Source organism: Microcoleus sp. K4-B3, assembly GCF_036704615.1.
Classification (GTDB): Bacteria; Cyanobacteriota; Cyanobacteriia; order Cyanobacteriales; family Microcoleaceae; genus Microcoleus.
The window spans coordinates 1-25,595 of the sequence record NZ_JAUBSF010000077.1 but is presented as its reverse complement, the minus strand read 5'-3'; the positions used below and the strand labels follow the sequence as shown (position 1 = coordinate 25,595).

Here is a 25,595-nt window from a genome sequence, read left to right as displayed (position 1 = left end):
ACTAAAGTAGTATACTAAAACACAATTATTTTCAATTTTTGACTTATCACAATTTTCATAATTCGGCTTGTTGCATAGTTTTTCTTAATTATTCAAAAATTTACCTATCAACTTCGCCATGATTTGAGCTTGAGTTTGCGGCAAGCTGTGAGTGGAATTGGGAATAATTGCTAACTCAGCCCCCGGTATCTCGTTGGCATAGGTTTGACAGTGCCATAGAGGAATAGTTTCGTCGCCATCTGCTGCAATGACTAAGGTAGGAATTTGCAATTGGTTAATTTCTTTTTCTACGGTATCAACTGCGTCTTCCGGCCGCATCCGACTCATTAAAAATGACCTTGCTACTGGTTGAGATATTAACTCTCTGCGCCACCCAGAAATTTGCTGCAATTTCTCACTTTTTCCGGCTAAACTAGCAAAAGGTTTGGCTAACTGCAAAGCCAAATCGACGGCTGGGGTTTTCCACAGCAACGGTCGCAAAGAATCGTATTGACCGCAAAAACTGTCGTCCCGAATTCCCGCAGGTGCTGCTAATACTAAACTACTGACAGAATTAGGGTATTTTAGGGAATATGCAGATGCGACCCAACCGCCAAAAGAATGTCCGATGATGCAGCATGGTTCGATATTTAGTTGTTCTACAACTTGCCGCACAAATGCAACTTCTACAGCTACATCGTAGCGGATTTCTGGTTTGCTGGATTCTCCAAAACCCAACATATCTAAACTGATGCACCGAAACTGAGATTGCAATAACTCAATTAATCGCAGCCAGCAAGTCTTTTCTCCGAAGAAACCGTGCAGCATCAATAAGGGTCGGCCACACCCGATGTCGAGGTAGGCCGCTGTTTGGCTGCTGCTATTGACAAAGGTACTTAATGTGTGCTTCTGTCCTACAAGTGCTTGAGACTGCATGGGCGATCGATTCCTGATAGGTAAGAAAATTTTGTAAACAATTGTAACAAAACAGCAGTCCAAAGGTTAAACTTCATTACGGAGTACACAATTAGAAATAGACCGTGATATTCTCTATTATTATTTGAAAATACTGCAAACTCAAAGCAGGAGAACACTTTGAACTCTACTTTAAAACAGTACCCGGCTTGCTCTCTTCGCGAAGATGTCAGTGAGTACGTAGCACACCTACAGCTTCACATGACTTTACAAGCTCGCAACTTGCTCCCTACCATTACCACCGCTAAGGATAGTCGCGAACTACTGTTGCAGCAGACTCAGGCTCATTTTGAGAAACGAGTTTCTCGACAAGCTATTTAAACAAATTTTACGATCGCCCGCGGTCGATCGAATTTTCCCAAGTTTCAGCATCGTAGAAACCCGGTATCCCCAAAAATACCGGGTTTCTTTTCGGCTAATTAGGCAGGGGGCCAGGTTTTGGGTAATATGCGTTGGGTTCTTTAATTTTATGTTTATGCGAATTCCGATTATTGCATTTTTGACTTTGGCGTCGGTGGCTGGTGGCGAATTGGGGGCGCGGGCGATCGATCCGAGTGCCGCACTGACTGAGGCGGAGTTTAGAGAAGGAACCGCAGAAGCCCAGAGGGAGGAGGATCGGGTGAGTCTCACATCTGGCACCATTCTCAAGAACGGGCAAGATGCCCGTTCCACTACAGATGAATTGTTGTGTGGAACAGGCAAGATGCCTGTTCATAAAAAGCTGATTGAGAATGGTGCAACCTCTCAGGTGAGTCCAACTGTGGGGGATTTGCCGGCATCCGACGAGCTCGCAGTTGCGGTCGAGGTACCCGCGGCGCAGCTATCCCCTAGGGAATCTCCCTCATATCGTTTCCGGTTGCATCAAAATAATAAAATCGAGTCAACAGTTAACGCTCAACCATTCAGTTTTTCCACCCCTCCTTCAACAGTCAACAGTCAACAGTCAACAGTCAACAATCACCTGACGGTGCAACCGGAATTGATATCACTCAAGTCCAGCCACCATAAAGATTTTACATCTCTGTTAAAAACTCCGGCGCTCGCGGCCAACGCCGAAATCCCCGAAGCAGTAAACAGCAACGCCCAACAGCTAGGCGGTACTCTACAAATCAGTCAAGCGGGCAATCCTGAGGGCGTTTACGTTGCTGAGGTGAAAATTCGCTTGGTCAATTCCAGAGGTGAAGCTGTTGATAAACAAGGGAATCCCGTTGAGGGCAGAATTTCGGAAGATTTTATCCGAGGCGAGCTCAAACTCAAGGCGGGGGACAACTACAGCCCGTCCGTTGTACGATCGGATTTGCAGCAGTTGCAGCAATTGGGATTGTTTGACAAGGTTACGGTTTCGATCGAAGAAGTTGGCACGGATATTAATGTTATCTACAATGTTCAAGAGCGATCGGCTCGCTCTTTTAGCGTGAGTGCCAGTCTTAGTGATGATATTGGCGTTGCTGTTCCTCTTTCATATACCGATCGAACTTTCGGAACAACCCCGCAGCGGCTGGCGGTAGAACTTCAGCCCAGCCTCCGAGGTATCCAGTACGATGTCCAGTTTGTCAGCCCTTACGTTGCCGCCGAAGACCGTTTGGGATACAGTGTGAGAGCTTTTGGCGATCGCAGAATATCGGAAATTTTCAACAAAGATATTGATTTGCCCAACGGGGACCGGGTACGGGAAATTCGGGTGGGGGGAAATCTCAGGTTTACCAGACCTTTGGGCGAGTGGCAATCGACTTTGGGATTAAATTATACAAATATCAGCACGCGCGATCGCAACTTAAAAATCGCCCGTCGCGACGAACTCGGCAATCCTCTCACATTCAGCGGCAGCGGCGTTGACGAGTTATACACATTTTCTTTTGGTGCGATGCTCGATCGGCGGGACAATCCCTTCAACCCCACCAGAGGCTCGATTCTCAGCCTCAGCACCGAGCAGTCGATACCTCTGGGGCGAGGTAACATTGTGAGTAACAGGCTGTTAGCGAATTATATACAGTATGTACCAGTAACTTTGCTCGGCATCAGCGAGTCCGAAGCATTGCCCGAAATGCTGGCTTTTAACTTGCAAGCGGGCACGGTAATCGGGGATTTGCCACCAACGGAAGCTTTTCGCCTGGGCGGCCGCAATTCTGTGCGAGGTTACGACGGCGGGGATATTGGCAGTGCCCGGAGTTATTTTTTGGCTTCGGGTGAATATCGGTTTCCTGTTGGCAGGGATGTCGGCGGCGTGATATTTGTTGATTTTGCGTCGGACTTGGGAACGGGAGATAGCGTACTGGGAAAACCGGCGGTAGTCAGGGACAAACCGGGGACTGGGGCGGGTGTTGGGGTGGGTGTGAGGGTGCGATCGCGCTTTGGATTAATTCGCTTAGATATGGGGGTTAGCGACTCCGGCGATCTCAAATTTATACTCGGTACAAAGCAACGATTTTAAATTAGTCATCAGTCAGTAGTCATTAGTCACGAGTTAAGTGTAGATACAAGAAGCGATTTTAATTGCCAGTTGCTAAAAAAGGTTTCAGCCTACGGTTTTAAACAGCGCCGTGTCGGTGATTGCTGCGTCTGATTGGGCGAGTTGTCGATCGTATAATTGAGTTTGATTTCGTTCCTCAACCCAACCTACAAAGTGTTCACTATAGCCTTTCTCAGAAAGATGAGGTACTCATGGGCATAGGGCATAGGGCATAGGGCATAGGGCATAGGGCATAGGGCATACCTCACTTTTTTGAGAACCGCTATATATGTTTGTGGTAGTAATTGAAATTAATTGCCATACAGCACCTCGGTAAGGACATAATATTAAGGACACAACGGGAGCATCTCAGTTGTGCTTTTAAATGCGTGCGAGCCGGACGCTCGCTATATGTATATACTGTGCTGGGCGGGACGATCGCACTCCAAAAAAACGCTTTTTACTCTCTGCTGAGATGCTCCGGAGACAACGTTGTATCCTGCGTTGTAGGTAATTGAGAATTGCTATATTTATCCTAGTAACTACTTAACGCTTTGGTTTCTTCAGATCGACAGTTTTGGGCTTAGCGGCCGGAGTGCGCGGATAAAACTTAAACTTAGTGAGCGCAGCACTTGCCGATTTAGCCACACCGCTATCTGTATCTCGCAAAGATTTTTGTAGCAGCGGAATCACTTTTTCAGACTTAATCATTGCTAGTGCTTCCACAGCGGCTCCGCGCACCTCCGGGTGAATATCTTGAGCTAATTTTCCCAAGGTTTCTATTGCTCGCTGACCTTCTGCTCTCAGAGCATTAGCAGCAGCAATTTTACCTAAAGCAGACGCTGCAAACTTGCGAGTTTCTTTGTCCTGACTTTGAACGCATCCCATCAACTGCGGTAGGGAATAGCTTGGTGCTTGTCTGGCAATTGGAAGCTGTTGTTCGGCTTCTGGTTGAGGTAAATCAATTGATTGTGGTTCGGAAAAATCTGTGTAATTTAACTCTTCTTCAAATTCTGTTTGATTTAACTCACTAGACTGTTCCTGCCAAACTTCTTCTTGTGGTAAACCTTCTCGAATTTCTGTTGAATTTAAGTGACTGAACTGCTCCTCCGGGACTTCTGGTGGTTGTACATTACTCTCGTACTGCTCTTGCAAAGACCTGATAGTAGCTTGCATCTGAGCTTCGTGAGCTTTCAACTGCTCGTTAGCCGCTTGCAACTGGCTCTCGTATTGCTCTTGCAAAGCCTGCATATTTAACTGCATCTCAACCTCGCGGTTCTCATATTCCTCAGCAGTTTGCCTCAAGCGAATTTCGTGTTCATTTTGCAGGTTTTGCAAATGTTGCTCCATCTGAGCTTGATAATTTAGATGCAATTCGTCAGCAACTCTGAGTAAATGATGTTCGTGTTCTGCTTGCAGAGATTGTATATTTTGCTGCATCCTAGCATTGTTAGCAGATTCTAATTCCTCGCTGATTTGTCGCCGCAGCTCATGCTCGTCTGCGCCAGCAACTTGTTGAAGCTGACTGTCGCGTTCTGCCTGAACTTGTTTGAGCCTGATTTCGTATTGATTCGCAACTTGTTTGAGCTGATTTTCGTATTGGGTAGTAACTTGTCTGAGTAAATTTTCGTGTTCGATAGTAGCTTTTCTAAGCTGATTTTCCCGTTCTCCTTGCTGAGTTTCGACAGCTTGTTGCACCCGAGACATCTGAGCTAATTCTATTTCCTCAGTAATTCTGCTAGTTTGCTGCAAGTATTCTTGCTTTTGCTTGTTTAACCGCTTTTCAACCAACCAGTAAGCAACTGCTATGCCTGCCAAAAAACCTACGATCGCTCCTATGATACCCACAACTGAGATCCTCCCGACAAAATAGTTATACTGAACTTTTTACATTTAACCATACAGCCTCCTGTAACCGCCCAGTAGCAGCAGCCAGGCTGTCACTGCCAGCCAGTGAACCGCCACCGCAGGCCAGATAGAACCGCTTTGCAGGTATGCGATGGAGCACGCAACTCCCAAAATTGCCGCCAGCAGCAAAAACACTGGATTCATAAAGGTCGATCGACCAACCGGGTAAAAAGTCAGCGCGTTGAGCGGGTGGTAAACTACAAAAGTCGCCAAACTCGCGCATCCCCAAAACCACAGGATTAACCCAGAAGCATTCTCGAACGGGTGCGGCAGCATTAACACCCGGAACAATAATTCCTCGGTGATGCCCGGACTTAACAAACAGCCAAGAAGCACTCCCACAATTGTACGCCGAGAGGTTTGCACGTCTACTTTCAGAAATCCCGACCAAAAACCCACGGAAAGAGCGATCGAAGTGTAAACCAGCGCGAGCATAGCTGCAACCAGCCAATCAGTGAAATCGGGAATAGTTGAAAAAGCCAGGGTGACGCGACGTATCAGGAATCCCGGCAGCGCCATCGCACTAAAATTTAACATAATCAAACTGATCCTTAAAATTTTCAAAGAGATGTTAGCAGTAAGTTGACCCGTTTATGCAAAACCAATCATCGCAGCCCGTCAGAGTCCGTGTTTTTGTTTCGGGATTAGTTCAAGGAGTAGGATACCGATATTCAACGATGAATCAAGCAAAGTATTTCGGCCTCAGCGGCTGGGTGAGAAATCTCCCCGACGGCCGCGTCGAGGCTGTCTTTGAAGGATCCAAAAAAGCTGTTGAAGGAATTATTAGCTGGTGCCGCCGCGGCCCCACCGGTGCTACGGTTAGTGCGTTGGTTTTGGAATACGAAGACCCGGAGGGCGAGCGCACTTTTGAGATCCGTCGATAAAAGAATAAACGGCATAAACTGCGGTTGCAACCGCTACTATACAAACGAAGTCTGCCTAGTCTACGGCAGGCTTCGCCCGCGCAGACGAAAGAATGAATCGGATAAAAAGCGCGAATTTTGTATTGCCAATTATCAATGATTAGCAAGTTGACTTAATGAGAGCGAACAACTGAGCAACTTTGGTCAAATCTTTATCTCCTGGCGCTATTTCTACGCCGCTAGAAAGGTCAACACCGCTGAAGTTATTGCCGATCGCGCTATCAATTGCATTTAAAATATTATCGGGTGTTAAACCGCCCGCCAGGAGCCAAGGACACTGCGGTCTAAACTCTGCTAACATCATCCAGTCGATCGTTTTTCCAGTACCGCCCAATTGCTCTGGATGGTAAGCATCGAGCAGTAAAGTATCGACACGAACAGCGTAAATAGCGGCAGTCTCTAGAGTTTCAGGAGTCTTAACTCTTAAAGCTTTGATAATTTCAATTCCCGGCAAAAACTCCCGCAGCCGATCGCAATATTCCGGCGTTTCATCTCCGTGTAACTGCACCCCGCTTAAATTTGACTCTGCAGCTACTTGACAGATGTTTTTTATTGTGGTGTTCGCAAAAACGCCGATGCGATCGACATTTTCCGGCAAATGCTCGACAATGACGCGAATAGTTTCTGGGCTGACATAGCGGGGGGAAGCCGGCACGCAGATAAACCCCAAAGCCTGGGCTCCCAAGCGGGCGATCGCAATTCCTTGGTCTAATTTAGTGATTCCGCAAATTTTAACCCGCACTCTTCCTCCTCGGTTCCGAATTTGTATCAAAATATCAACGAAGTGTTAACTATTAAAACAAATCTTAGTTTAATGCAAACCGCTTTTTATAATCTGGGAAATCAATTGATCTGTGAAATCAGGAGATAAGAACATGATCGACTCATCTTTGCTGTTAGCCGTACAATCTACCGCTCCCTCAACGCCGGAGTGGTCGCCACTGGTAGGACTGACAATGATTTTATGCAATTTGCTGGCGATCGCGATCGGCTACTACGGCATCTCCAAGCAAAACCGAGGCAAGGGCCCAGCTTTACCCGTTCAAGTGCCTGGAATGTTCAAAGGCTTCGGCATACCAGAATTGCTAGCAACAACCAGCTTCGGCCACTTGCTCGGAGCTGGAGTAATCTTGGGCTTAGGAAACGCCGGAGTTCTGTAAAAATCAGGGGAAAGGCAAAGGCAAGGGGAAGAAAAGATATAATAGAAACTCTTTCTTGCTCTCCTTTCCCAGGAAACTTCATGCAGACAGGTTGGCGAATCGGCTCTTTATTTGGCATCCCCCTACTTATAGATTACTCGTGGTTTATAATTTTAGCCTTAGCAACCCGCGAATACGCCAGTAGTTACCGCCTGTGGGGGCCTGCGCTCTCCTGGAGTGCGGGGTTGGCAATAGCTCTGCTGCTGTTTGCTTCCGTACTCTTGCACGAGCTCGGACACAGTTTGGCTGCCATATCACAAGGCATTAAAGTTAATTCTATTACCCTATTTTTATTTGGCGGAGTAGCTTCGATCGACTCGGAATCAAAAACTCCCGGTCAAGCTTTTCAAGTAGCCATTGCCGGCCCTCTCGTCAGCTTTGCGCTGTTTTTAATCCTCGGTTTGGGTTCTCAAGTTCTTCCCCCGAAAAGTTTGCTAGCAGTTGTCACCGAAAGGGTAGCACTAATCAATCTCGTTTTGGGATTATTTAACTTAATTCCTGGTCTGCCTTTGGATGGAGGACAAGTTTTAAAAGCAGCTATTTGGAAAATGACCGGCTCTCGATTTGCCGGCGTTCGCTGGGCGGCAAAAACAGGACAAGTTTTAGGTTGGCTGGCCGTTGCCTTGGGTCTGAGTTTATGCTTGTTAGCGCACGAGTACGGCGGTTTGTGGATTGCGCTGATCGGCGGGTTTGGCATTCGCAATGCCACTGCTTATAGCCGATTTACTTCACTGCAAGAAGCCTTGGTGAAAATTAAAGCCGGCGATGCGATGAGTCGCGAGTTTCGAGTTGTAGATGCAGATTTAACTCTGCGAGAATTTGCCGATCGATATTTGTTAGAAGTCAATCCGTTTCCATTTTACATTGCTGCGACCAACGGCCGGGATTTGGGCTTAGTGTCGATCGACGATATCCGCTTCACAGAACGCAGTCAGTGGCAACTTCAGACTTTGCACAACATTTTGAAACCCCTGGAAAAAACCCCCACAGTGTCCGAAAAAGCATCCATCGCAGAAGTAATTAACAACATGGAAGCCCGTCAACTTTCCCGAATCATCGTCCTCTCGCCGATTGGTTCAGTAGCAGGGACGGTCGATCGGGGTGACGTGGTTAAAGTTTTGGCAAAATACCTCAAACCGCAGATTTCAATCGCCGACATCCAGCGCAGCAAAGAAGAAAACAGCTATCCGCAGGGATTGCAGTTAAGTGCGATCGCCAAAACCGCACAAGAAAACTAAAAATTTGGCATTAGTCAAACAATTTGGGATTTGGGATTTGGGATTTGGGATTAAAAGAAGAAGAACCCCCGGATTCATCTGTGCAGACCATGTAAAATCCAATTCCACTATCTCAAATCAAAAATCCCAAATTGTTTGATTTGATAAGTTAAGAGGTGGTGCATTTTTTCAAGGAAAGTTGAAAAAATAATTATCAATATGCCCAAATTTTTGCATCAATTTCATCATAAATTGAAGGATAGAGGCTGGAATTGGAAAAACTTAACTCATTCCTTCCCCTTCCCTGACTTGCAACCTCTTGCTATTACCTGCATGGTCGTAACGGGAACTCTATTGGGAGTGCGGCATTTAGGCTGGTTGCAGCCATTGGAATTAAATGCTTTCGACCTCATGGTGCAGTTGCGCCCCGATCCAGGTGCTGACCCTAGGTTGCTGGTAGTCGAAATCACAGAGCGGGATATTAATACTATTGAAAAATGGCCAATTTCCGATCGCACTTTAGCAAAAGCGATCGCCGAAATAGCGCGTCTAGAACCCACAGCTATTGGCATAGATATAATTCGCGCGACTCCCTACGAACCGGGGAATGCAGAATTAGCAACTCAATGGCAAAACCCCAAAGTATTTCCCATTACCTTCAGAGGCGACTCAAAGTATGATCTAGTGCCACCACCTCCTAATATACCAGAAAAGCGGGTAGGATTTAACAATTTAGTGGTCGATCCAGACGGTATAGTGCGTCGCAACTTGATGTCTACTGGCGATGGTAAAAAGACGTTTTATTCTTTTCCAACACGACTAGCTTTTGCATATTTTGACAGTCAAAATATAGAGTCGAAAGGCACAGAAGAGAATGAATTTATGGTTGATAAAACAGTATTTTTAAAACTGCGTTCAAACTCAGGAGGTTATCAGAACATTCCTGCCCAAGGCTATCAAATATTGCTCAATTACCGCTCTCCTAAAAATATAGCAGAGACCGTAACACTAAGTGAAGTTTTGGAGGGTAAAATTGAGCCAAAGTTGGTAAAAGGTAAAATAGTCTTAATCGGGGTTACAGCCCCAACTGTAAAAGATATTTTTTCTACCCCTTACAGTGCTACTAAAAACGGTAATATCCCGACGCCTGGGGTATTAATTCACGCAACGGCTACTAGCCAAATCCTCAGCGCAGTTTTAGATGGGAAAGGGCTATTTTGGTATTGGGATGAATGGCAAGAAATCCTCTGGATTGTGGTTTGGAGTGCAGTGGGCGGCTGTTTAGCTTGGCGGGTAGAAAAATCGCTGAATTTGATCGCGCTCGCGATCTCAGCTTCCGGCTCATTATTCGGATTCACCTTTTTCCTATTCATGCAACAGGGGTGGATACCTCTAATCGCTCCAGCCCTGGCACTTTTAATCACCGCAGGAGTCGCAGTAATCTATAAGTACGAGCAGTCGAGGCAACAGGAAGGGATTGTGATGAAGTTATTAGGACAACAAACTTCACCGGCGATCGCAAATGCCCTGTGGAAAGAGCGCGTCCATCTGCTCGAATCAGGGTTATTGCCGGGCCAAAAAGTTACTGCTACGATCGTCCTCACTGACTTGCAGGGTTTTAGTACAATCTGCGAAAAACTACCGCCAGAAGTAGTAATGAGTTGGTTAAATGAGTATTTATCCGCAATAGCCCAAGAAGTCCAAGCACATCAAGGTGTTATTAATAAATTTACCGGAGATGGGATGCTAGCAGTATTTGGCGTACCCATTCCCCGCACCACTCCACAAGAAATTGCAGAAGATGCTCGCCTCGCCGTATCTTGCGCGCTAGCCATCAGTTCCCGCTTGCCACAAATGAATCAAAATTGGAGCAATCGCGGTTTGCCATCGGCAAAAATGCGAGTAGGCATCTTTACAGGGCCTGTGATGGTGGGTAGTCTCGGAGGCACAACCCGTTTAGAATATGGAGTGATCGGCGACAGCGTAAATATTGCCTCTCGGCTGGAAAGCTGCGAAAAGCATCGGCAAGAGGACACTTGCCGGATATTGATTGCAGAAGAAACCTTACTGCATCTGGCAGACCAATTTGAGGTAGAATCTTGGGGAGCTTTGCCTTTAAAAGGCAGGGAACAAAAAGTTAATGTCTACCGGATTTTGGGAAGGAAAAAGAAAGAAAAAGAGAGAATTTATCCATAAAAATTCAGGGAGTTAATATGAAAAAAATTACTAAGTTTCTGATCGATCTGACATCAGTTGGCTCAATAGTATTGATAGCCACACTTAACATTTCTCAATTTGCAGTTGTGGGACAGCCCAAAATAAACACACCTGACCACCCACCCAACACTCAATCGGGAGGGCCGCGCTTCATTCAGCCCCGTGAAGATATCGATGAGCGGCCCCCCACTCAACCAAGACGCTCTGTGCGCGGTGGCTGCGGGAGCATTAGTCAGCTAGGTCTCACAGCCTTAGTGCCTAAAAATAAGATCGGACGGACTGTTTCGGAGTATCCAACATTGTTTTTCTACTTGCCTCAAACAAAGGCAGAATTAGCCGAATTTACCCTAGAAGATCAAAGCGGCAACGAGATTTATAAACAGGATGTCACAATTAGCAATTTATCAGGGGTGATCGGCGTTAGTATCCCCGCTAACACAAATGTGCTGCCCTTGGAAGCAGGCAAAAGTTACCGTTGGAATTTTACAGTGATTTGCGACGCTCAAGACCGATCGAGCGATCAGATCGAAAGCGGTGTTGTACGGCGAGTTGAACTCAGTGCAGACATCCGCAGTCAATTAGAGAAGGCCGATCCGCGCCAAAAAACGGTTATTTATGCTGAAAATGGGATTTGGCAAGATGCCCTCAGCACCCTAGCTGCCGCTCGCCAAGCCAATCCTAACGATGCAGAATTAGCTGCTGATTGGGAAAGCTTGCTAGAGTCAGTGACATTGGGCAAAATTGCCAAAGAGCCGATCGTTGAAATTGAGCAGCAGCCATAGATGAGTTTTCCGATTTTAGATTGGCGATTTTAGCGAGATACCCAACTTTTTCAAGAAGTTAGGTATCTCTAGTATCTAATATATTTTCCTTCTTCCTTCTTCCTTCAAAATCTGCTATATCCTGCCATTCCCGATCCGAAAGCGGCTGCACTTCCAAATCAATTTCAAAACAGCGACAAGCGGCCGCACTCAAAACATCAATTAAAGTTGCAATCAAATCATCTCCCCCTTCAGATAGAGGTAATTTCACAGGAATTAATTCATCTCCAAACACTTGAGAAAACAATTTAACATCTGGCTGCAAACGCATCGAACCGTGCTGCAAAATAGCATCCCCCCGTCGCAATTGCGCGCTACCAATTAACTTGCAGCCATCAAGTGTAACTAAATCCGCACCCGTCGCAGTACCAAAACAATTCGGATTGTGAATATAACCCCTTCCAGCTTCCCCGTATTGCAAATCCAAACCCATCGCCCTCCAACCCTCAATCAAAAACTCGCAAATAGTCTGATAAGCTTTCATACGGCTGCTTCCAAATCCCGACGCCACAACTGCATAAGTTAAATCCCCTTGGTGCAACACGGCGCGCCCGCCGCTGGGCCTCCTCACCAACTCCACAGGTATTTCCCGCCAAGACAACTGCTGCCAAAACTCCGGCCACCTGCGCTGGTGGTAGCCCAAAGAAATCGCCGCCGGTTGCCAAGTGTAAAATCGCAGAGTTGGGGGATTTTTGCCCGCTAGATGCTGTTCCAGTAGCCATTCGTCGATCGCCATCTGGACGCTACCAGACGCCGACAACAGTGGAATTAAACGCCATACAGAATTAGCCATCAGTCCCCAGTCCTGAGTTCGCACTCAATAATTCGCAGAATGTTTTAAAATTAGTAACAGTTTTTTGGGCCTGTCTTGTCAGTTGGTGCAAGTTTTACCGAGCCGGTGCTTTAGAAATAAATAGAAAAAATAATCGCAGAACCATGAGCAACACTGTAATTGTCATTAACGACGAAAAATTTGAAACAGAAGTCCTGAAAGCTGAGCAACCAGTGCTTGCCTATTTTTGGGCTAGTTGGTGCGGGCCTTGCAAACTGATCGCGCCTTCGGTAGACTGGGTGGCGGCCAACTACAGCGATCGCCTGAAAGTGGTTAAAATGGAAATTGACCCCAATCCTAATACTGTCAAGCAGTATAAAGTAGAAGGAGTCCCAGCTCTCAGGCTGTTTAAAAATGCCGAAGTAGTGCTTTCTCACGAAGGAGCTATTACTAAACAAACTTTGATCGGTTTGCTCGACGCTCACTTATAAAGTTTGGATATGATTCGGGAGTTTCCAACTCCCAACTCACAATTATAGCAATCGCATTTTTTTAAATATCTCTATTTTCTCCTCGCTATTCCTCTCTGACTCTGCGCCCTCTGCGCTCTCTGTGGTTATAAAAAAAACATTCACAAAGCAAATAAGAATGCCATCGCAAAAAAATAAATAATATTTAATCAATATAAAAAGATTCCTTAAAATTCCAAAAAGTTACAAAAAATATGCAATTTGCCAAACGTTTAGAGCCACTGCAATTTAATGTATTTGCCGATATGGATCGGGCAAAAGCTCAAGCTAGAGCAGCGGGGCAAAATGTGATTGACTTGTCTCTGGGTTCTTCGGATTTGCCTGCCGCTGCTCACATTACAGATGCGATCGCACATTCTTTGTCGGACTCCAGCACCCACGGCTATTTGCTCTTTAACGGGACGAAATCTTTCCGGGAAGCCGCAGCTATTTGGTACGAGAAAAAATTTGGGATTTCAGTAAATCCAGAAACCGAAGTGCTGCCGTTAATTGGTTCCCAAGAAGGCACGGCGCACCTGCCTTTAGCTGTACTCAACCCCGGAGATTTTGCTTTGCTGCTCGATCCGGGCTATCCTTCCCACGCGGGCGGTGTGCATTTGGCCGGCGGTCAAATTTATCCGATGCCGCTATTAGCAGAAAATGCGTTTTTGCCGATATTTGAAGATATTCCGACAGCAGTGCTGGCTCAGTCGAAGATGATGGTTTTGAGCTACCCTCACAATCCTACAACTGCGATCGCACCTGTTGCTTTTTTTGAGAAAGCCGTGGCTTTTTGTCGCGAACACCGGCTAGTTTTAGTTCACGATTTCCCTTATGTGGATTTGGTATTTGACGATCGCAATTCTGCAATTGAGGCGACTGGGATCGAGGAAAACCGCAAATTGATGGCACCGTCAATTTTTCAGGCCGATCGAGATAAGAGTGTGGCGATCGAGTTTTTTACACTATCCAAATCCTACAGTATGGGAGGTTTTCGAGTCGGATACGCGATCGGCAATTCCGAACTAATTGCAGCGCTGCGCCAGGTAAAAGCCGCAGTGGACTTCAACCAATACCGAGGGATTTTGAACGGAGCGATCGCAGCTTTAACAGGCCCTCAAGATACCGTCAGAACAAGCGTAGAAACCTTCAGAAAACGGCGGGATGCCTTTGTAAACGCGCTGCAGGGCATCGGCTGGCAAGTCCCCGTACCCCCTGCCACCATGTACGTCTGGGCGAAACTGCCGGAACCTTGGGCCCAAGATTCCGTGAAATTTTGCACTCAGCTAGTACAGAGTACAGGAGTCGCAGCTTCCCCCGGTGCCGGTTTCGGGAAATCAGGAGAAGGCTACGTGCGATTTGCCTTAGTCGAGTCGCCAGCAATTTTGGAAGCAGCAGTTAGAAAAATTGCTGAGTTTCAAAATTGAGCGATGTAATCTGTGTCAACTTAACCCGAAACACCCTTGTGAGACTTAAGTACACCGGACTCGAGCTTTGAGCCAGGGGTTTTAACCCCTGCCTGACTGGGGTTCTGGCGTTTTTGGCGACACACTTTGGGCATGGCGCCTAAGTCCTTACCCGCAGCTCAAGATTGGTGCAATTGCTAAAATATTGTGATTTATACCTAAAGGAATAGATATTTGCACGGACTATCTGTCAAAATTTCAGTTAAGAAATGTTAACGCGAGGCATCTTGAGAATTTTCAGTTCCGCTCACCCACTCTAAAAATCCTTGAAATGAATTCTGTCGGGGCAGCGATTGTTCCGTAGCGGCGATCGCACATCCCAAAAATACCATACTCCCCAAAATTGCAATCAGCGGAAAATGCTTGCCCAGCCCAAAGTCGCGCTGAATGCGAGCTAGCGGCCTGCTCTCGCGCCTGAGCATCTTTCCCACCGTCAGTTGTTTGAGACAAAAAGGATCGCGCACAAAATGACCGCTCCAGCTAATTACTAAATGAGAATGGCAGTGAGGACAAGTGAATAGTCCGCTAACCATCCCGACTGGGCCTACGACGCTGGAACGGTTGCAGATCGGGCAAGTGACAGAATGAGTGTTATAGGTGGGAGCGTTCATAACTGTTTTTCTTGAATAAAAAAAAACCAACAACTAATTGGGAGCCTGTGTTAACGCCTAAGGTATAGACCTGAAGAGGCACTTTTCCTTAATTCCTAGTTTACCGCTCGGATCGGGTCGATCGCAGCTCATTGCTTTGGAAAACCTTCAAATTGCCAATCCCGCAACGAGTGCAAGTCGGGAGTACAGGTGAGATTGTATTGCAACGGAGTAACCGTTATTCTGTTGTCGCGAATAGCTTGTACGTCCGTAGGAATATCATGCGACACCGCCGAATCGGGGATTTCTTCTATATCTTCTAACAATTCCCCAGCTAGCCAATAATAAGTTTTGCCGCGCGGATCGGTGCGCTTTTGAAATATGTCGAAATAGCGGCGAATGCCTTGACGGGCGATCGCAACTCCGGTAATTTCTGCTTGTGTGACTGCCGGTATGTTGACATTCAACAGCATCGGTTTCGCCATTGGCTGTTTTTCCAACTGTGCCAGCAAGGTGACAGCGAAATCCACTGCCGGCCCAAATTCCTGCGAAGTATAGCTCGCGAGGCTGAAAGCAATGCTGGGAATGCCTTCCATAATTCCTTCCATTGCGGCAGAAACCGTGCCCGAACAGATGATGTCCGTGCCTAAATTGGGCCCGTGGTTGATACCGGAAAGGACAAAATCCGGCGGTTTGTCAAGTAAAGCCCACAAAGCGAGTTTCACGCAGTCGGCGGGAGTTCCCGAACAAGCCCAAGCTTGGACTGCGGGATCAAAAATAGATTCGACAATTTCGGCGCGGATGGGTTGGTGCAAGGTAAGGCCGTGGCCGGTAGCGGAGCGCTCTCTGTCGGGACAAACTACGCTCACGTCGTGACCTGCGGCGGCGAGAGCGTTGGCGAGGCTACGGATGCCTTGTGCAAAGATGCCGTCGTCGTTGCTAATTAAAAGTTTCATTAAAATTTTTATAGGCCTTATAGCAATCTTAAACTAGATTCAACTAGGGCGATCGCTCTAACATCGAATTACCTATTACAAATTATCCGTAACTGCCTAAAATCTAAAATCTAAAATCTAAAATCTAAAATCAACAAGACTGTCGAGCCAAAATTGCGCTAAACTCAACTTGGCTCAAAACTGCCATCAATCTAAAATCTAAAATCTAAAATCTAAAATCAAAATGACTGTCCAGCTAAGCGACATTGAAACTCAACTAGAAACCCTCAGCCAAGAGTCCAAAAGTGCGATCGCCACTGCCAATACCCTCGAACAACTCGAACAGTTGCGCGTCGGCTACCTCGGCAAAAAAGGCCAACTCTCTCAAATTTTAGGCATGATGGGTAAACTGTCGCCAGACCAGCGGCCCAAAGTAGGTGCGATCGCCAATACAGTCAAAGAAGCCCTGCAAGCCAATTTAGAAGACAAGCGCGCCGCCCTCCAAACCGCCCAAATCCAAGCCAAATTAGCCTCAGAAACCATCGATGTCACCATGCCGGGGATTTTTCGCCCCCAAGGCCGCGTTCACCCCTTAAACGCCGTCATAGACCGCGCTCTCGATATATTTGTCGGCCTCGGATACACCGTCGCCAACGGCCCGGAAATGGAAACAGATTATTACAACTTCGAGGCGCTGAACACCCCGCCAGACCACCCGGCGCGGGATATGCAAGATACATTTTACTTGCCAGGAGGTGACTTGCTGCGGACTCAGACATCATCGGTGCAAATTCGCTACATGGAACAGCACAAACCGCCGATTCGGATTGTCTCTCCCGGCCGCGTTTACCGCCGCGATACTGTTGATGCTACTCACGCAGCAGTCTTCCACCAAATTGAGCTTTTAGCAATTGATGAAGGTCTGACATTTACTGACTTGAAAGGCACAATTAAAGAGTTTTTGCGGCAAATGTTCGGGCAAGATTTGCCGATTCGTTTCCGCACGAGTTACTTTCCGTTTACGGAGCCTTCTGCCGAAGTAGATTTGCAGTGGAACGGCAAATGGCTGGAAGTTTTGGGCTGCGGAACTGTCGATCCTAACGTTCTTACAGGAGTCGGTTTAGACCCTGAAAAATATACTGGGTTTGCGGCCGGTTTTGGGGTCGAGCGGTTCGCAATGGTACTTTATGAAATCGACGATATTCGCCGGGTTTATGCTAGCGATTTGCGCTTTTTGCGGCAATTTTAAAGCATGGTTTGGGGTCGGTTCTACAAACCCTCTAGAGATTTTGCTTAAGCTACATCAATTTTTCAGTTTCAAGTAAGCAGACAAGAGCGACAAAACCATAAGATATGGTGGGCGGGTGAGTGCAAGTAACTCTTGCTATCCGACTTCTTGCAGGTCAAAACCCGCCCCCTCACATCAGTTTATTCATGCCCGCTTACTTAAGTAGACAAGGGCTTTGCACTTACCTACTTATTTATTTTCTAATTGCTAAAAACATCCTTGATGCTGTCAACAGCGCGCTCTACAGCATTCTTGGTATTATCTACTGCTTCCTGAGTCCGAGCTGAATCTTCCGATGCTCTTTTCTCAATTGTGGCCGCGTCTTTCTTAGCTTTGCGCTCTACGAAACTACCATCATCCGATGCTCGATCGACTTTAGCAGCATTTGTCTTGGCAGTTTCCTTAACCTTCTCTTCTGTATCTCGGATGAAGTTCTTGGTTCGTCCAGCATCTTTGCTGGCTTTTTCTTGAACCCCATCGCCCGCATCTGCTGCTGCGACGATCGAGTTTACAGCAGGAGAAGCCATTGCTGCGGTGTTCGAGAAAAACGCACCCTGCCAAACGAAGGCCATCGCTGACACGCAAAGCACAGTTGCAGCCATCCAGCGCCCGACAGTCGAAAGCAGTTTCGTAAAATAATTCAGTTTCATACAATACACAATCAGAGATGACATTCTATTTCTACTCGATCTGAGCGATCGGCTGAACCGTTCTCTAGATAGAGGTTATCCGCCGACGAACGGTTAAAAAAATTCCCTCTTTTGATAGATGGAAGCCCGGAATGTCAGTCAATTGTAGATTTGAGACTTGAGATTTGAGATTTGAGATTTGAGATTTGACCCCACAACAGCCATTTGGAATCTTGAACTTTGGTGAGCCGATTTTAGATTTTAGATTAAAGATTAAACAATTGATATCAAATCTGTTAGGCTCGGAATTATTCATATATCTCTTGTCTGCATCTGGGTGAATCAGCGTCAATTCCTTGTCATCTGCAGCCCTAGAAATTTTCTTTTTTTAACCGCAGATGAGGGCAGATAAACACAGATTAACGCATATTAATTAGATCGATTCCGGTTGCAGCGTCCGTGATTGTTGACAGTTGACAGTTGACTGGATTTTACCAAAACGATGCTGCCGGATTTGATATGAGTCCACAACCGGAGCGCATATCCGCGCGCTTAAGTAGGTACGCGGGAAAAATAATCTTTATCTAACAAAACATTAACTAGCGTGAGGAAAAATAAAATTAACACGTTGTGTACGGTCAGTAGATAGGTGCAAATAAACTTTGGGATTTCACTGAGATCTTGCACCATTCTCAATAAGCCTTTTATAGGCGGGCAAGATGTCCACCCCACAAGAAAATTCACTCTTCGCTTCACAGGCCGGGAAGCCTGTTCTTGAGAAGGGTGCAAGATGTCAGATCTCACACTCTTTCAAACTTTAAAACTATCATAAATCTTGTGATTGCTTTCATAATATCATTTCTGAGGAGCGTTTCACGGAGTGACACTCGCTGTTTTTGACTGCATACATATTTTCCCGCTCATCTACTTACAGCGCTTTGCATCTAAATGGAGTACACCCCTCCCCAACCCTTCCCGAAGTTCGATGAGGACGCCCGATAGGGCGGGTGGGGTGAATGTACTTCACTTAGTTGAAATCTGCTGTATTTACGAATAGGTTGTTTCCGAGATTATGTGTGGGATGTCAATATATAATACTTAACAAACAACTAATGACTAATCACAATTCAGGAGAAAAGTCAATACTGTTTCATCGATTCCTTTTAGTTTCAATGGCTTATATTTAACAATTCGATTTTCCTCAACATAATCTGCAACCGCAGCCGAAATTAGCACAGTGTTTGGTTGCGCCACCTCTTGCAGGCGGGCGGCAATATTGACGCTCGGCCCGATCGCAGTATAATCCGATCGGTCGGGGCCGCCAAACATTCCCACTACCGCAGTACCCTGGTGAATTCCGCAGCGAAACCGCACCGGAAGCACCCCATTGTCCCCAACAATTCCCTGCTCCAACCAGCCCTTGTTAAGCTCCTTCAGAGCTTGCAGCATTTGGCCAGCAGCAGCTACAGCGCGGCGTACTTGCTCGTTAGGCGTTAGTTCCTCCGGCGCTCCAAAGAAAGCCATTACCGCATCTCCGACAAACTTGTCCACCGTACCGCCGCTGTCAAAAATAGCCTTAGTCATTGCCGCCAAATATTCATTCAAAAGCTCAGCTACCCGGCGCGATCGCAGCGTATTTGACATTTCCGTAAAACCGACAATATCGCTAAACAGAATAGTAATCAATCGCGGTTCCGGGCGCAAATCCAGGGCCAAATCTCCAGCCGCTGCGGCCTTCACCATCGACGGCGGCAAAAATCGGCGCAGCACCGACTCAGTTAAATAACTGTTCAACTGCTGCACTCGGCGCTCGTTTTGTTTGAGGGCGAGCAAATTCCGCACTTCCGCCAACAATTCGCGATCGTTAAAAGGCTTGGACAAATAAGCATCAGCACCCCGTTCTACTCCTTCAATTCGAGTATCCTCGTCGGCTTTAGCAGTCAGCAAAATTGCCGGAGTTCCCTGCAATTCCTCATCCTCTCGAATCATCCGAATCAAATCCAAGCCCGAGATCAAAGGCATCATCAAATCCGTTATAATTAAATTGGGGTGGCGTTTTTTTGCCACGGCCAATCCTTCTTCTCCGTTGCGGGCGAGCAAAACAGCAAAGCCGGAATCTCGCAAAATTGCCGACACATAAAAGCGCAAATCGGGATTGTCGTCAACCACCAAAACCGTTCCCACTGCTGTTTCCGATCTAACCGGTTCGAGTGCCTCAAAGTTATAATTTTCTGCCTCACTTTCCGACAAATCCGCCTCCACATCTGCAAGTTCCACCGCAGCTTTGGATGAGTGAAACTCCGCAGGTATTTCTAGTACCTGTTCCGGGGGCAAGTGAGTTGAACCGAAGTGCAGCCAAACGGTAAAAGTAGTACCTTCGCCGTAAACTGACTCAACGGAAACTTGACCGCCGTGGAGTTCGACTAATTCTTTGACAAGTGCCAAACCTAAACCGCTGCCTTCGTAGGAACGGCTGGCAGAACCTTCGGCTTGGTGAAAGCGCTCGAATAAATAGGGAATTTGTTCGGTGCGAATGCCGATACCGGTGTCTTTTACTTGCAACAAGCAGTGAGCGCCGGCTGATTCAACTTTCAGGGTGATATTTCCGCCTTCTGGGGTGAATTTGACAGCATTAGATAGCAGGTTGTAAATAACTTTGTCAAATCTTTCAAGGTCCAAATAAAGTAAAGGACATTCTTGCAGTTGGGTAATTAAGTGCAGTCCTTTTTTCTCGCAGTAGGCGCGAAACGACTCTGCGGTAGAGTAACAGAAACCGACCAAATCGCAGGGACGAAAACTCGGCTGCATCCGTCCGGCATCGAGCCGCTGCAAGTCCAGCAGTTGATTTACCAAGCGCAGGAGGCGGCGGGAATTGCGCAAAGCGATTACTGCTTGTTCGTAGGGCAAGTCTTCTTGGCGCCTGCAAGCTGATTCCAGAGGGCCGATAGTTAGAGTTAGAGGCGTGCGGAACTCGTGGGAGATATTTTGGAAAAACTCGGTTTTGAGCCGATCGGCTTCCAGAAGCCTTTCTGCCTGCTGTCTGGTAGTCTGGTAGAGGCGCGATTGCTGCACTGCCAGAGCAGCTTGAGTTGCGACTATTTGAGCCAGGTCAATGTCTGAGTTGTTCCAGCGGCGGATGCTTCGATTTTGGCGCAGGGAAATGCTGCCGATAATTTTGCCTTCTGAGAGCAAGGGAACGACTAACAGGGCGCGGGCTGGCGATCGAACTTGCAGTTCTGTAACATTTAACTCGGGGTGTTCGTGGAGGTCTTCGATCGCCACCGGCTCTTTTGATACCATAACTTCCAGCAACACCGGATTGCCCCGAATCGGCACCAAAGACTGGGGTAGGGAAGGATGGGCAAAAACCCAGCCGCGAGCGTTATTAGCAGCATCCACAGAGCCCGTCTCATGGCCAAGAGGGTTCGCAACTACCTCTGGATCGTTAAAACCCTGTTCTACAGTCACGGTATCTCTCTTTGCGTCGTATAGCCCCACGCATTGGACGTATTCATCATCTTCTGTCCACAGAGATAGGGCGCAGCCGTCAACTTGCAAAGCTTGGCCAAGCTGTTGAGTAATGGCTGCAAAAATATTTTGGGGATCGAGACTCGATCGAATTGCCGTAGTAATAGTATTGACTAAGGCTTCGCGCTTAGCCAGCGCCCGCACCTGTTCGTAAGCCCGGGCTTGAGAAAGCGCCAAAGCCGCTTGGTCGGCCACCGTAATTACCAACTGTACCTCGTGGTCTTGCCACTGGCGCGGTCGATCGAACTGGTGCAGCGCCAAGACTGCCATCAGTTCGACTTTGTAAAACAGCGGTACGATCAAGCTCGATCGAATATTCGCAGCTTGGTAAGCCTGCTTTCGCTGTTGATTATCCCAGTTTAAAACTCGATCGTCAGTTTGGGCATCTTGAATCACCTCTACATCCCGAGTTTCCCAAACCAAATTCGGCAGCAAATCCGGGGATAGTTCGGCTGCAGAAGCGTCTGCAGGCGTGACTTCCTCATCGCCGTCCAACTCTTGAGTTTCGGCCTTCTGGTAAACGAACCACTCATCCGCCACCCGGCCGTCTTGGAACGGCCGCAGCAGACAGCAACTCACCTCAAACATCTGCCCGACGCTTTCCACAATTCTTTGCAGCATTTGCTGGTAATTGGGAGCCGATCGGATAGTATTGGTAACCGCATACAGCAGCGATTCTTGGCTCAAAGCCCTGCGCAGTTCATTGGTGCGCGTTTTCAGAAGATTGTGAGTCTCAACAGCTTGACTGACAAGAGTTATGAGTTCTTGAGCATCCCAAGGCTTGGTAACGTATTTGAATACTTTGCCAGCGTTAATAGCTTCAACTAAATCTTCAACATCCGTATAGCCAGTTAAAATAATTCGGATCACATCGGGGTATTGAGCCGCCGTCAGGCTGAGAAACTCCGTACCGCTCATTTTTGGCATTCGCTGGTCGGAGATAATCACCGCAACTTCTCCCTGTTTTGCCAAAATTTCGAGGGCAGCGGGGCCAGATTCGGCTCTGAGCACTTTGTAGTCTCGATGGAAGGTGCGGTAAAGCAAGTCGAGGTTATCCGGTTCGTCATCGACGATCAGGATTTTTAGCTTAGGATTTTCTTGGGAATTCATGCACCGTTCTCCTGTGCCCCGGGGCAGTTCGATTTAATAAGTCTGATGAAAGGAAGAATTCACCGATTTCAATTGCTCAAGTCATACCATTTTCGATTTTCGATTTTCGATTGGTAATGAATGATGAAAATAAGAGTTGGGAGTTTGCCTACAGTGCCATTATTTTGGGAAAATGGTATCACAATAATTCGTGGATCTGAAGTTTTTGTGACTGTACCGAGGCAAGCATCAACCTTGATTTTTGATGTCTGGGTTTTTAATTCGGAATTCTTCTGAGCCACAGTTATCTATCGTGCACCCCAATTTTATTATTTAATGATATTCACATAAAGTCCTCTCCCAAAAAGTTTCCTTGACCCCTTAAATCTATGCAGCACGAGAGCCAACACGAATCTGGCACTTTTAACTGCCGTCTGGATATCTTAGAATACATAGGAATAACCGTCCTGATTGTGAGTTGATTTGCCAAATTGATGTTTTATTCTGGCTCCTGGGCCTGTTTTATTTGGTATGTGAAAGCTGCCCGCAGCACGATACAATAGACAACCAACATCTTCGCCTGTGTTTTTCCGCACAGGTAACAGCAACTTTAACACTCAGCCAAGGATACAGGTCGCAATCCGGCGCCAAGCCCCTGACTGATATTCGGGGGTTGCCCACAGACAACAGAGCCGTCTGTGGGAGTGACGCAATTGCTGTACCATTTTAGTTAGACTTTCACTTTTTTTCCCGATCGCGGCATTTTTTGTGCCTCCTGCAGACCTTCGACAAGCCAATTACTGCGGCGAAACACCGCAAGCCAGAGCATCCATCTGTTAATCTTAGCTAGGGATGTACTCTGTGGAAACCGGTCAGTCGATTTAGATTTTAGATTTACTCCACAGATGAATCGGGGAGCTTGAACTAGGGTCTAAAATTTTGATCTCTCCACGACGAGTGTCGGGGGGTTGTATCGGTTTTTGGGCGGGGTCAATCAGCTCGATCGAGGTTTTGAATGTCTCGATCGCTCGCAGCGCAGAGTATCGCAAGCAGAGTATCGAGCCGACGGGGGAAAACCCCCGCAGACTGTTTCCAGGCATCCAAATTTAAATTGGACGGTTGGGAGAGTACCCCCTGCCGCAACAGGCATCGGTCGGTTCGATCGGGGACGCGCGATGGATTGCCCAGAACTGCTGAAAGCTGGGTTGCCAGGCCGGGGGCAGGCGGTAAACATCCGACGCGCGATCGCGCCCGGTGATTAGTCTGGCCAGTCGTGGAGCTTTTCAATTACCCCTTGAGGGATAAATTATATTCGATCGGGTATTTCCGCAAGCAAAGAGCGGTAGGATTCCGGGAACCTGACCTTAAAACCTTTTTGATTGTTTTTAATACCTTTCCCGCTAAGCTGTCGCGCATTTAATTGGTAAGCTAGTGTTTACTTAAACTCTTGTGGCTGGGGGTCTCCTGCCAGCGATCGAGCTTCAATTTAAATGCCAAGTAGCCGATCCACAAATCTAGTATTAGGGGATAGCTTTTATTTGGTCATAACTAGAGTTTTAAACCCTCAAAAATTCCCATTTACATCATAAGACTACTTAAAGTCAAGCAAAAAGAATGTAATTTAATCTTGCTAATAAACTATGCCTATAAGTTACGTTATAAGATCAGTATAACATCAGTTAACTTTCTAAGAGGGCAGCTTAGAAACCCGCGTAGAAAAATTAATATAGTGGCCTGGCATTGTGAATCCTTCCTTTTTTTCCTCACCCTCTCACGAACAACAAACTCCCGGACTTTCTGGTTTTTCGATCCGGGTGGCTGCGCCGAACGACTTGACGCAGCTAGCTGATATTTTGGCCATGAGCTTTCACTCCCGCCAGGGGTTTGTAGAATGGGTGTATCCGGTGTTGCGTTTGGGCATTTACGAAGATTTAAAAAATCGACTGCGTTCTAAGGCAGAACATTACATTTGTCTGGTTGCTGAGCTAGTCTCGCGCGAGGAGGGAACGCAAAATTATACATCGCACCGAAATCAGCGCATGGCAGGAACAGTAGAAATGGCTCTGCGTTCTCGCTTTCCTTGGCAAATCCCGAGTTCTGAGTATCCTTATTTGTCGAATTTAGCCGTTCACCCGGAGTACCGGCGGCAGGGAGTTGCTCAACAATTGCTCAGCAACTGCGAGGAGACAGCCAGAGAATGGGGATTTTCTGAGATTTACCTCCACGTTCTGGAAAATAATCACGCGGCGCGAGAGTTGTACTATCAAGCCGGCTATCGCTTGCAACAGGTGGATTGGAATTGGACTTGTTGGCTGTTCGGCCAGCCGCGCCGGCTGTTTTTACGCAAGCAGATTTTGCTCTCATAAGGTAAGTATTTGAATTGATCGTAGGGAATTGGGGCAAAGCAGGAAAAAGGAAAAAGCAGCTATGCCTGTATCCTTGACTTCCGGATTGTGAATCAATGGAATGGGGAATGGGGAATTAGTGATGAATGTTATACCATTTTTTAAAAGATGTGATAGAGATAAAGAATGTAAAATCCCAGACCATCCGGTGAGAAAACCAATGACGCGATCGGTGAAAGATGCCAAAATTTCCTGGACTTTTGTGCGGAGTTCGTCAAGATTACTAAACACTGACCAAGCTAAAAAATCTTTCAGATATTCCCACACTCTTTCTGTGGGATTTACGAACGGACAAGCCGGAGGCTGAAATAGTAAAATGATCTTGTCTGGTAATTCAGATGAGCTTAAATTATGAGAGTCGTGCGTTATCTACTTGAATGATGTGTAATTCATGAGGATATTGTATTGACAAAAGTTGTAAATATGCTTCCAAACAAACTTTGTCTAAATGCGAAAACTCCCCAAAAAAACTTTTGATCTTTTGCGCTCGATACTGCTCCATACAGCCAAAAACACTCAAATTTCCATTGATGCTTTCCGGGCGGGCTTTACGCCTGAAAGCGTCAGCTTGCGCCGACGAATTGTATGCAGCCCTAGACTATCGTTCATCACTACACCAATAAGAGTAATCCAAGGAAAAAATGATCCAAAATCAGGGATACTAAGAGAATAATTAATGTGCAATCTGCTGTATGT

The 25,595-nt window shown here is 46.8% G+C and carries 23 protein-coding genes; 13 read left to right on the top strand and 10 right to left on the bottom strand.

All coding sequences use genetic code 11. The features are described from left to right. Positions 1–84 precede the first annotated feature (84 nt). Positions 85–915 (bottom strand): alpha/beta hydrolase, encoded by an 831-nt coding sequence (locus QUA78_RS24960; protein ID WP_333303558.1) that lies wholly within the window; start codon positions 913–915, stop codon positions 85–87. 159 nt (positions 916–1,074) lie between these two features. On the opposite strand from QUA78_RS24960, the gene QUA78_RS24955 reads away from it, so the two are divergent. Continuing rightward, the gene (locus tag QUA78_RS24955; RefSeq protein ID WP_172188544.1) at positions 1,075–1,275 is read left to right on the top strand and encodes a hypothetical protein; all 201 of its coding nucleotides are present in this window, start codon (positions 1,075–1,077) and stop codon (positions 1,273–1,275) included. Positions 1,276–1,429: 154 nt separating this feature from the next. Beyond that, positions 1,430–3,385: a BamA/TamA family outer membrane protein gene (locus QUA78_RS24950; protein WP_333303567.1), complete on the top strand. Its 1,956-nt coding sequence runs from the start codon at positions 1,430–1,432 to the stop codon at positions 3,383–3,385. A 564-nt stretch (positions 3,386–3,949) separates the two neighbouring features. On the opposite strand, the gene QUA78_RS24945 is transcribed toward QUA78_RS24950, so the two are convergent. Together QUA78_RS24945 and QUA78_RS24940 are read right to left on the bottom strand one after the other, a co-directional pair. Then, positions 3,950–5,251 carry a HEAT repeat domain-containing protein gene (locus QUA78_RS24945; RefSeq protein WP_333303557.1) on the bottom strand — a complete coding sequence of 434 codons (1,302 nt, stop codon included), beginning with the start codon at positions 5,249–5,251 and terminating at the stop codon, positions 3,950–3,952. A gap of 45 nt (positions 5,252–5,296) precedes the next feature. After that, positions 5,297–5,848: a CPBP family glutamic-type intramembrane protease gene (locus QUA78_RS24940; RefSeq protein WP_333303556.1), complete on the bottom strand. Its 552-nt coding sequence runs from the start codon at positions 5,846–5,848 to the stop codon at positions 5,297–5,299. 56 nt (positions 5,849–5,904) lie between these two features. On the opposite strand from QUA78_RS24940, the gene QUA78_RS24935 reads away from it, so the two are divergent. Continuing rightward, a complete protein-coding gene (locus tag QUA78_RS24935; RefSeq protein ID WP_333303555.1) occupies positions 5,905–6,195 on the top strand; it encodes an acylphosphatase in 291 nt (96 codons plus the stop codon). 139 nt (positions 6,196–6,334) lie between these two features. Here QUA78_RS24935 and QUA78_RS24930 read toward each other — a convergent pair whose 3' ends face one another. Then, entirely contained in the window at positions 6,335–6,976 is a 642-nt protein-coding gene (locus QUA78_RS24930) for a phosphoribosylanthranilate isomerase (protein ID WP_333303554.1), read from the bottom strand. Between the two features lie 133 nt (positions 6,977–7,109). Here QUA78_RS24930 and psaK point away from each other — a divergent pair, with 133 nt between their 5' ends. The 4 genes from psaK to QUA78_RS24910 all read left to right on the top strand — a co-directional run bounded on the left by psaK (position 7,110) and on the right by QUA78_RS24910 (position 11,649). Beyond that, entirely contained in the window at positions 7,110–7,394 is a 285-nt protein-coding gene (gene psaK / locus QUA78_RS24925; RefSeq protein ID WP_333303553.1) for a photosystem I reaction center subunit PsaK, read from the top strand. Positions 7,395–7,474: 80 nt separating this feature from the next. Continuing rightward, positions 7,475–8,671 carry a site-2 protease family protein gene (locus tag QUA78_RS24920; RefSeq protein ID WP_333303552.1) on the top strand — a complete coding sequence of 399 codons (1,197 nt, stop codon included), beginning with the start codon at positions 7,475–7,477 and terminating at the stop codon, positions 8,669–8,671. A 198-nt stretch (positions 8,672–8,869) separates the two neighbouring features. Beyond that, positions 8,870–10,846: an adenylate/guanylate cyclase domain-containing protein gene (locus tag QUA78_RS24915; protein WP_333303551.1), complete on the top strand. Its 1,977-nt coding sequence runs from the start codon at positions 8,870–8,872 to the stop codon at positions 10,844–10,846. Positions 10,847–10,863: 17 nt separating this feature from the next. Next, complete coding sequence (locus QUA78_RS24910) at positions 10,864–11,649, top strand: DUF928 domain-containing protein (protein WP_333303550.1); 786 nt, start codon at positions 10,864–10,866, stop codon at positions 11,647–11,649. Between the two features lie 58 nt (positions 11,650–11,707). Here QUA78_RS24910 and QUA78_RS24905 read toward each other — a convergent pair whose 3' ends face one another. Further along, complete coding sequence (locus QUA78_RS24905) at positions 11,708–12,481, bottom strand: biotin/lipoate A/B protein ligase family protein (protein ID WP_333303549.1); 774 nt, start codon at positions 12,479–12,481, stop codon at positions 11,708–11,710. A 143-nt stretch (positions 12,482–12,624) separates the two neighbouring features. Here QUA78_RS24905 and QUA78_RS24900 point away from each other — a divergent pair, with 143 nt between their 5' ends. Continuing rightward, positions 12,625–12,951 (top strand): thioredoxin domain-containing protein, encoded by a 327-nt coding sequence (locus tag QUA78_RS24900; RefSeq protein WP_333303548.1) that lies wholly within the window; start codon positions 12,625–12,627, stop codon positions 12,949–12,951. Positions 12,952–13,184: 233 nt separating this feature from the next. Beyond that, positions 13,185–14,396: an LL-diaminopimelate aminotransferase gene (locus QUA78_RS24895; protein WP_333303547.1), complete on the top strand. Its 1,212-nt coding sequence runs from the start codon at positions 13,185–13,187 to the stop codon at positions 14,394–14,396. A 251-nt stretch (positions 14,397–14,647) separates the two neighbouring features. Here the strand turns inward: QUA78_RS24895 and QUA78_RS24890 are convergent, their stop codons facing one another. Both QUA78_RS24890 and surE read right to left on the bottom strand, forming a co-directional pair. Further along, on the bottom strand, positions 14,648–15,046 hold the full coding sequence (locus tag QUA78_RS24890) for a hypothetical protein (RefSeq protein WP_333303546.1): 399 nt from the start codon (positions 15,044–15,046) through the stop codon (positions 14,648–14,650). 128 nt (positions 15,047–15,174) lie between these two features. Beyond that, positions 15,175–15,981: a 5'/3'-nucleotidase SurE gene (gene surE, locus QUA78_RS24885; RefSeq protein ID WP_333399084.1), complete on the bottom strand. Its 807-nt coding sequence runs from the start codon at positions 15,979–15,981 to the stop codon at positions 15,175–15,177. A gap of 223 nt (positions 15,982–16,204) precedes the next feature. On the opposite strand from surE, the gene pheS reads away from it, so the two are divergent. After that, positions 16,205–17,209 (top strand): phenylalanine--tRNA ligase subunit alpha, encoded by a 1,005-nt coding sequence (gene pheS, locus QUA78_RS24880; protein WP_333399083.1) that lies wholly within the window; start codon positions 16,205–16,207, stop codon positions 17,207–17,209. Positions 17,210–17,448: 239 nt separating this feature from the next. Here the strand turns inward: pheS and QUA78_RS24875 are convergent, their stop codons facing one another. Beyond that, positions 17,449–17,922, bottom strand: coding sequence for a hypothetical protein (locus tag QUA78_RS24875; protein WP_333399082.1), 474 nt, complete (start codon positions 17,920–17,922; stop codon positions 17,449–17,451). Positions 17,923–18,993: 1,071 nt separating this feature from the next. Next, entirely contained in the window at positions 18,994–22,515 is a 3,522-nt protein-coding gene (locus QUA78_RS24870; RefSeq protein WP_333306335.1) for a response regulator, read from the bottom strand. 959 nt (positions 22,516–23,474) lie between these two features. Between QUA78_RS24870 and QUA78_RS24865 the strand changes: the two genes are divergently transcribed. From QUA78_RS24865 to QUA78_RS24855, 3 genes are all read left to right on the top strand, one after another. Beyond that, a complete protein-coding gene (locus QUA78_RS24865; protein WP_333399081.1) occupies positions 23,475–23,756 on the top strand; it encodes a hypothetical protein in 282 nt (93 codons plus the stop codon). A 480-nt stretch (positions 23,757–24,236) separates the two neighbouring features. Then, positions 24,237–24,860: a GNAT family N-acetyltransferase gene (locus tag QUA78_RS24860; RefSeq protein ID WP_333306339.1), complete on the top strand. Its 624-nt coding sequence runs from the start codon at positions 24,237–24,239 to the stop codon at positions 24,858–24,860. A gap of 121 nt (positions 24,861–24,981) precedes the next feature. Further along, on the top strand, positions 24,982–25,206 hold the full coding sequence (locus QUA78_RS24855) for a hypothetical protein (protein ID WP_333306341.1): 225 nt from the start codon (positions 24,982–24,984) through the stop codon (positions 25,204–25,206). Between the two features lie 209 nt (positions 25,207–25,415). Here QUA78_RS24855 and QUA78_RS24850 read toward each other — a convergent pair. Next, the coding region (locus QUA78_RS24850) for a hypothetical protein (protein WP_333306343.1) at positions 25,416–25,595 on the bottom strand (180 nt) is incomplete at its 5' end.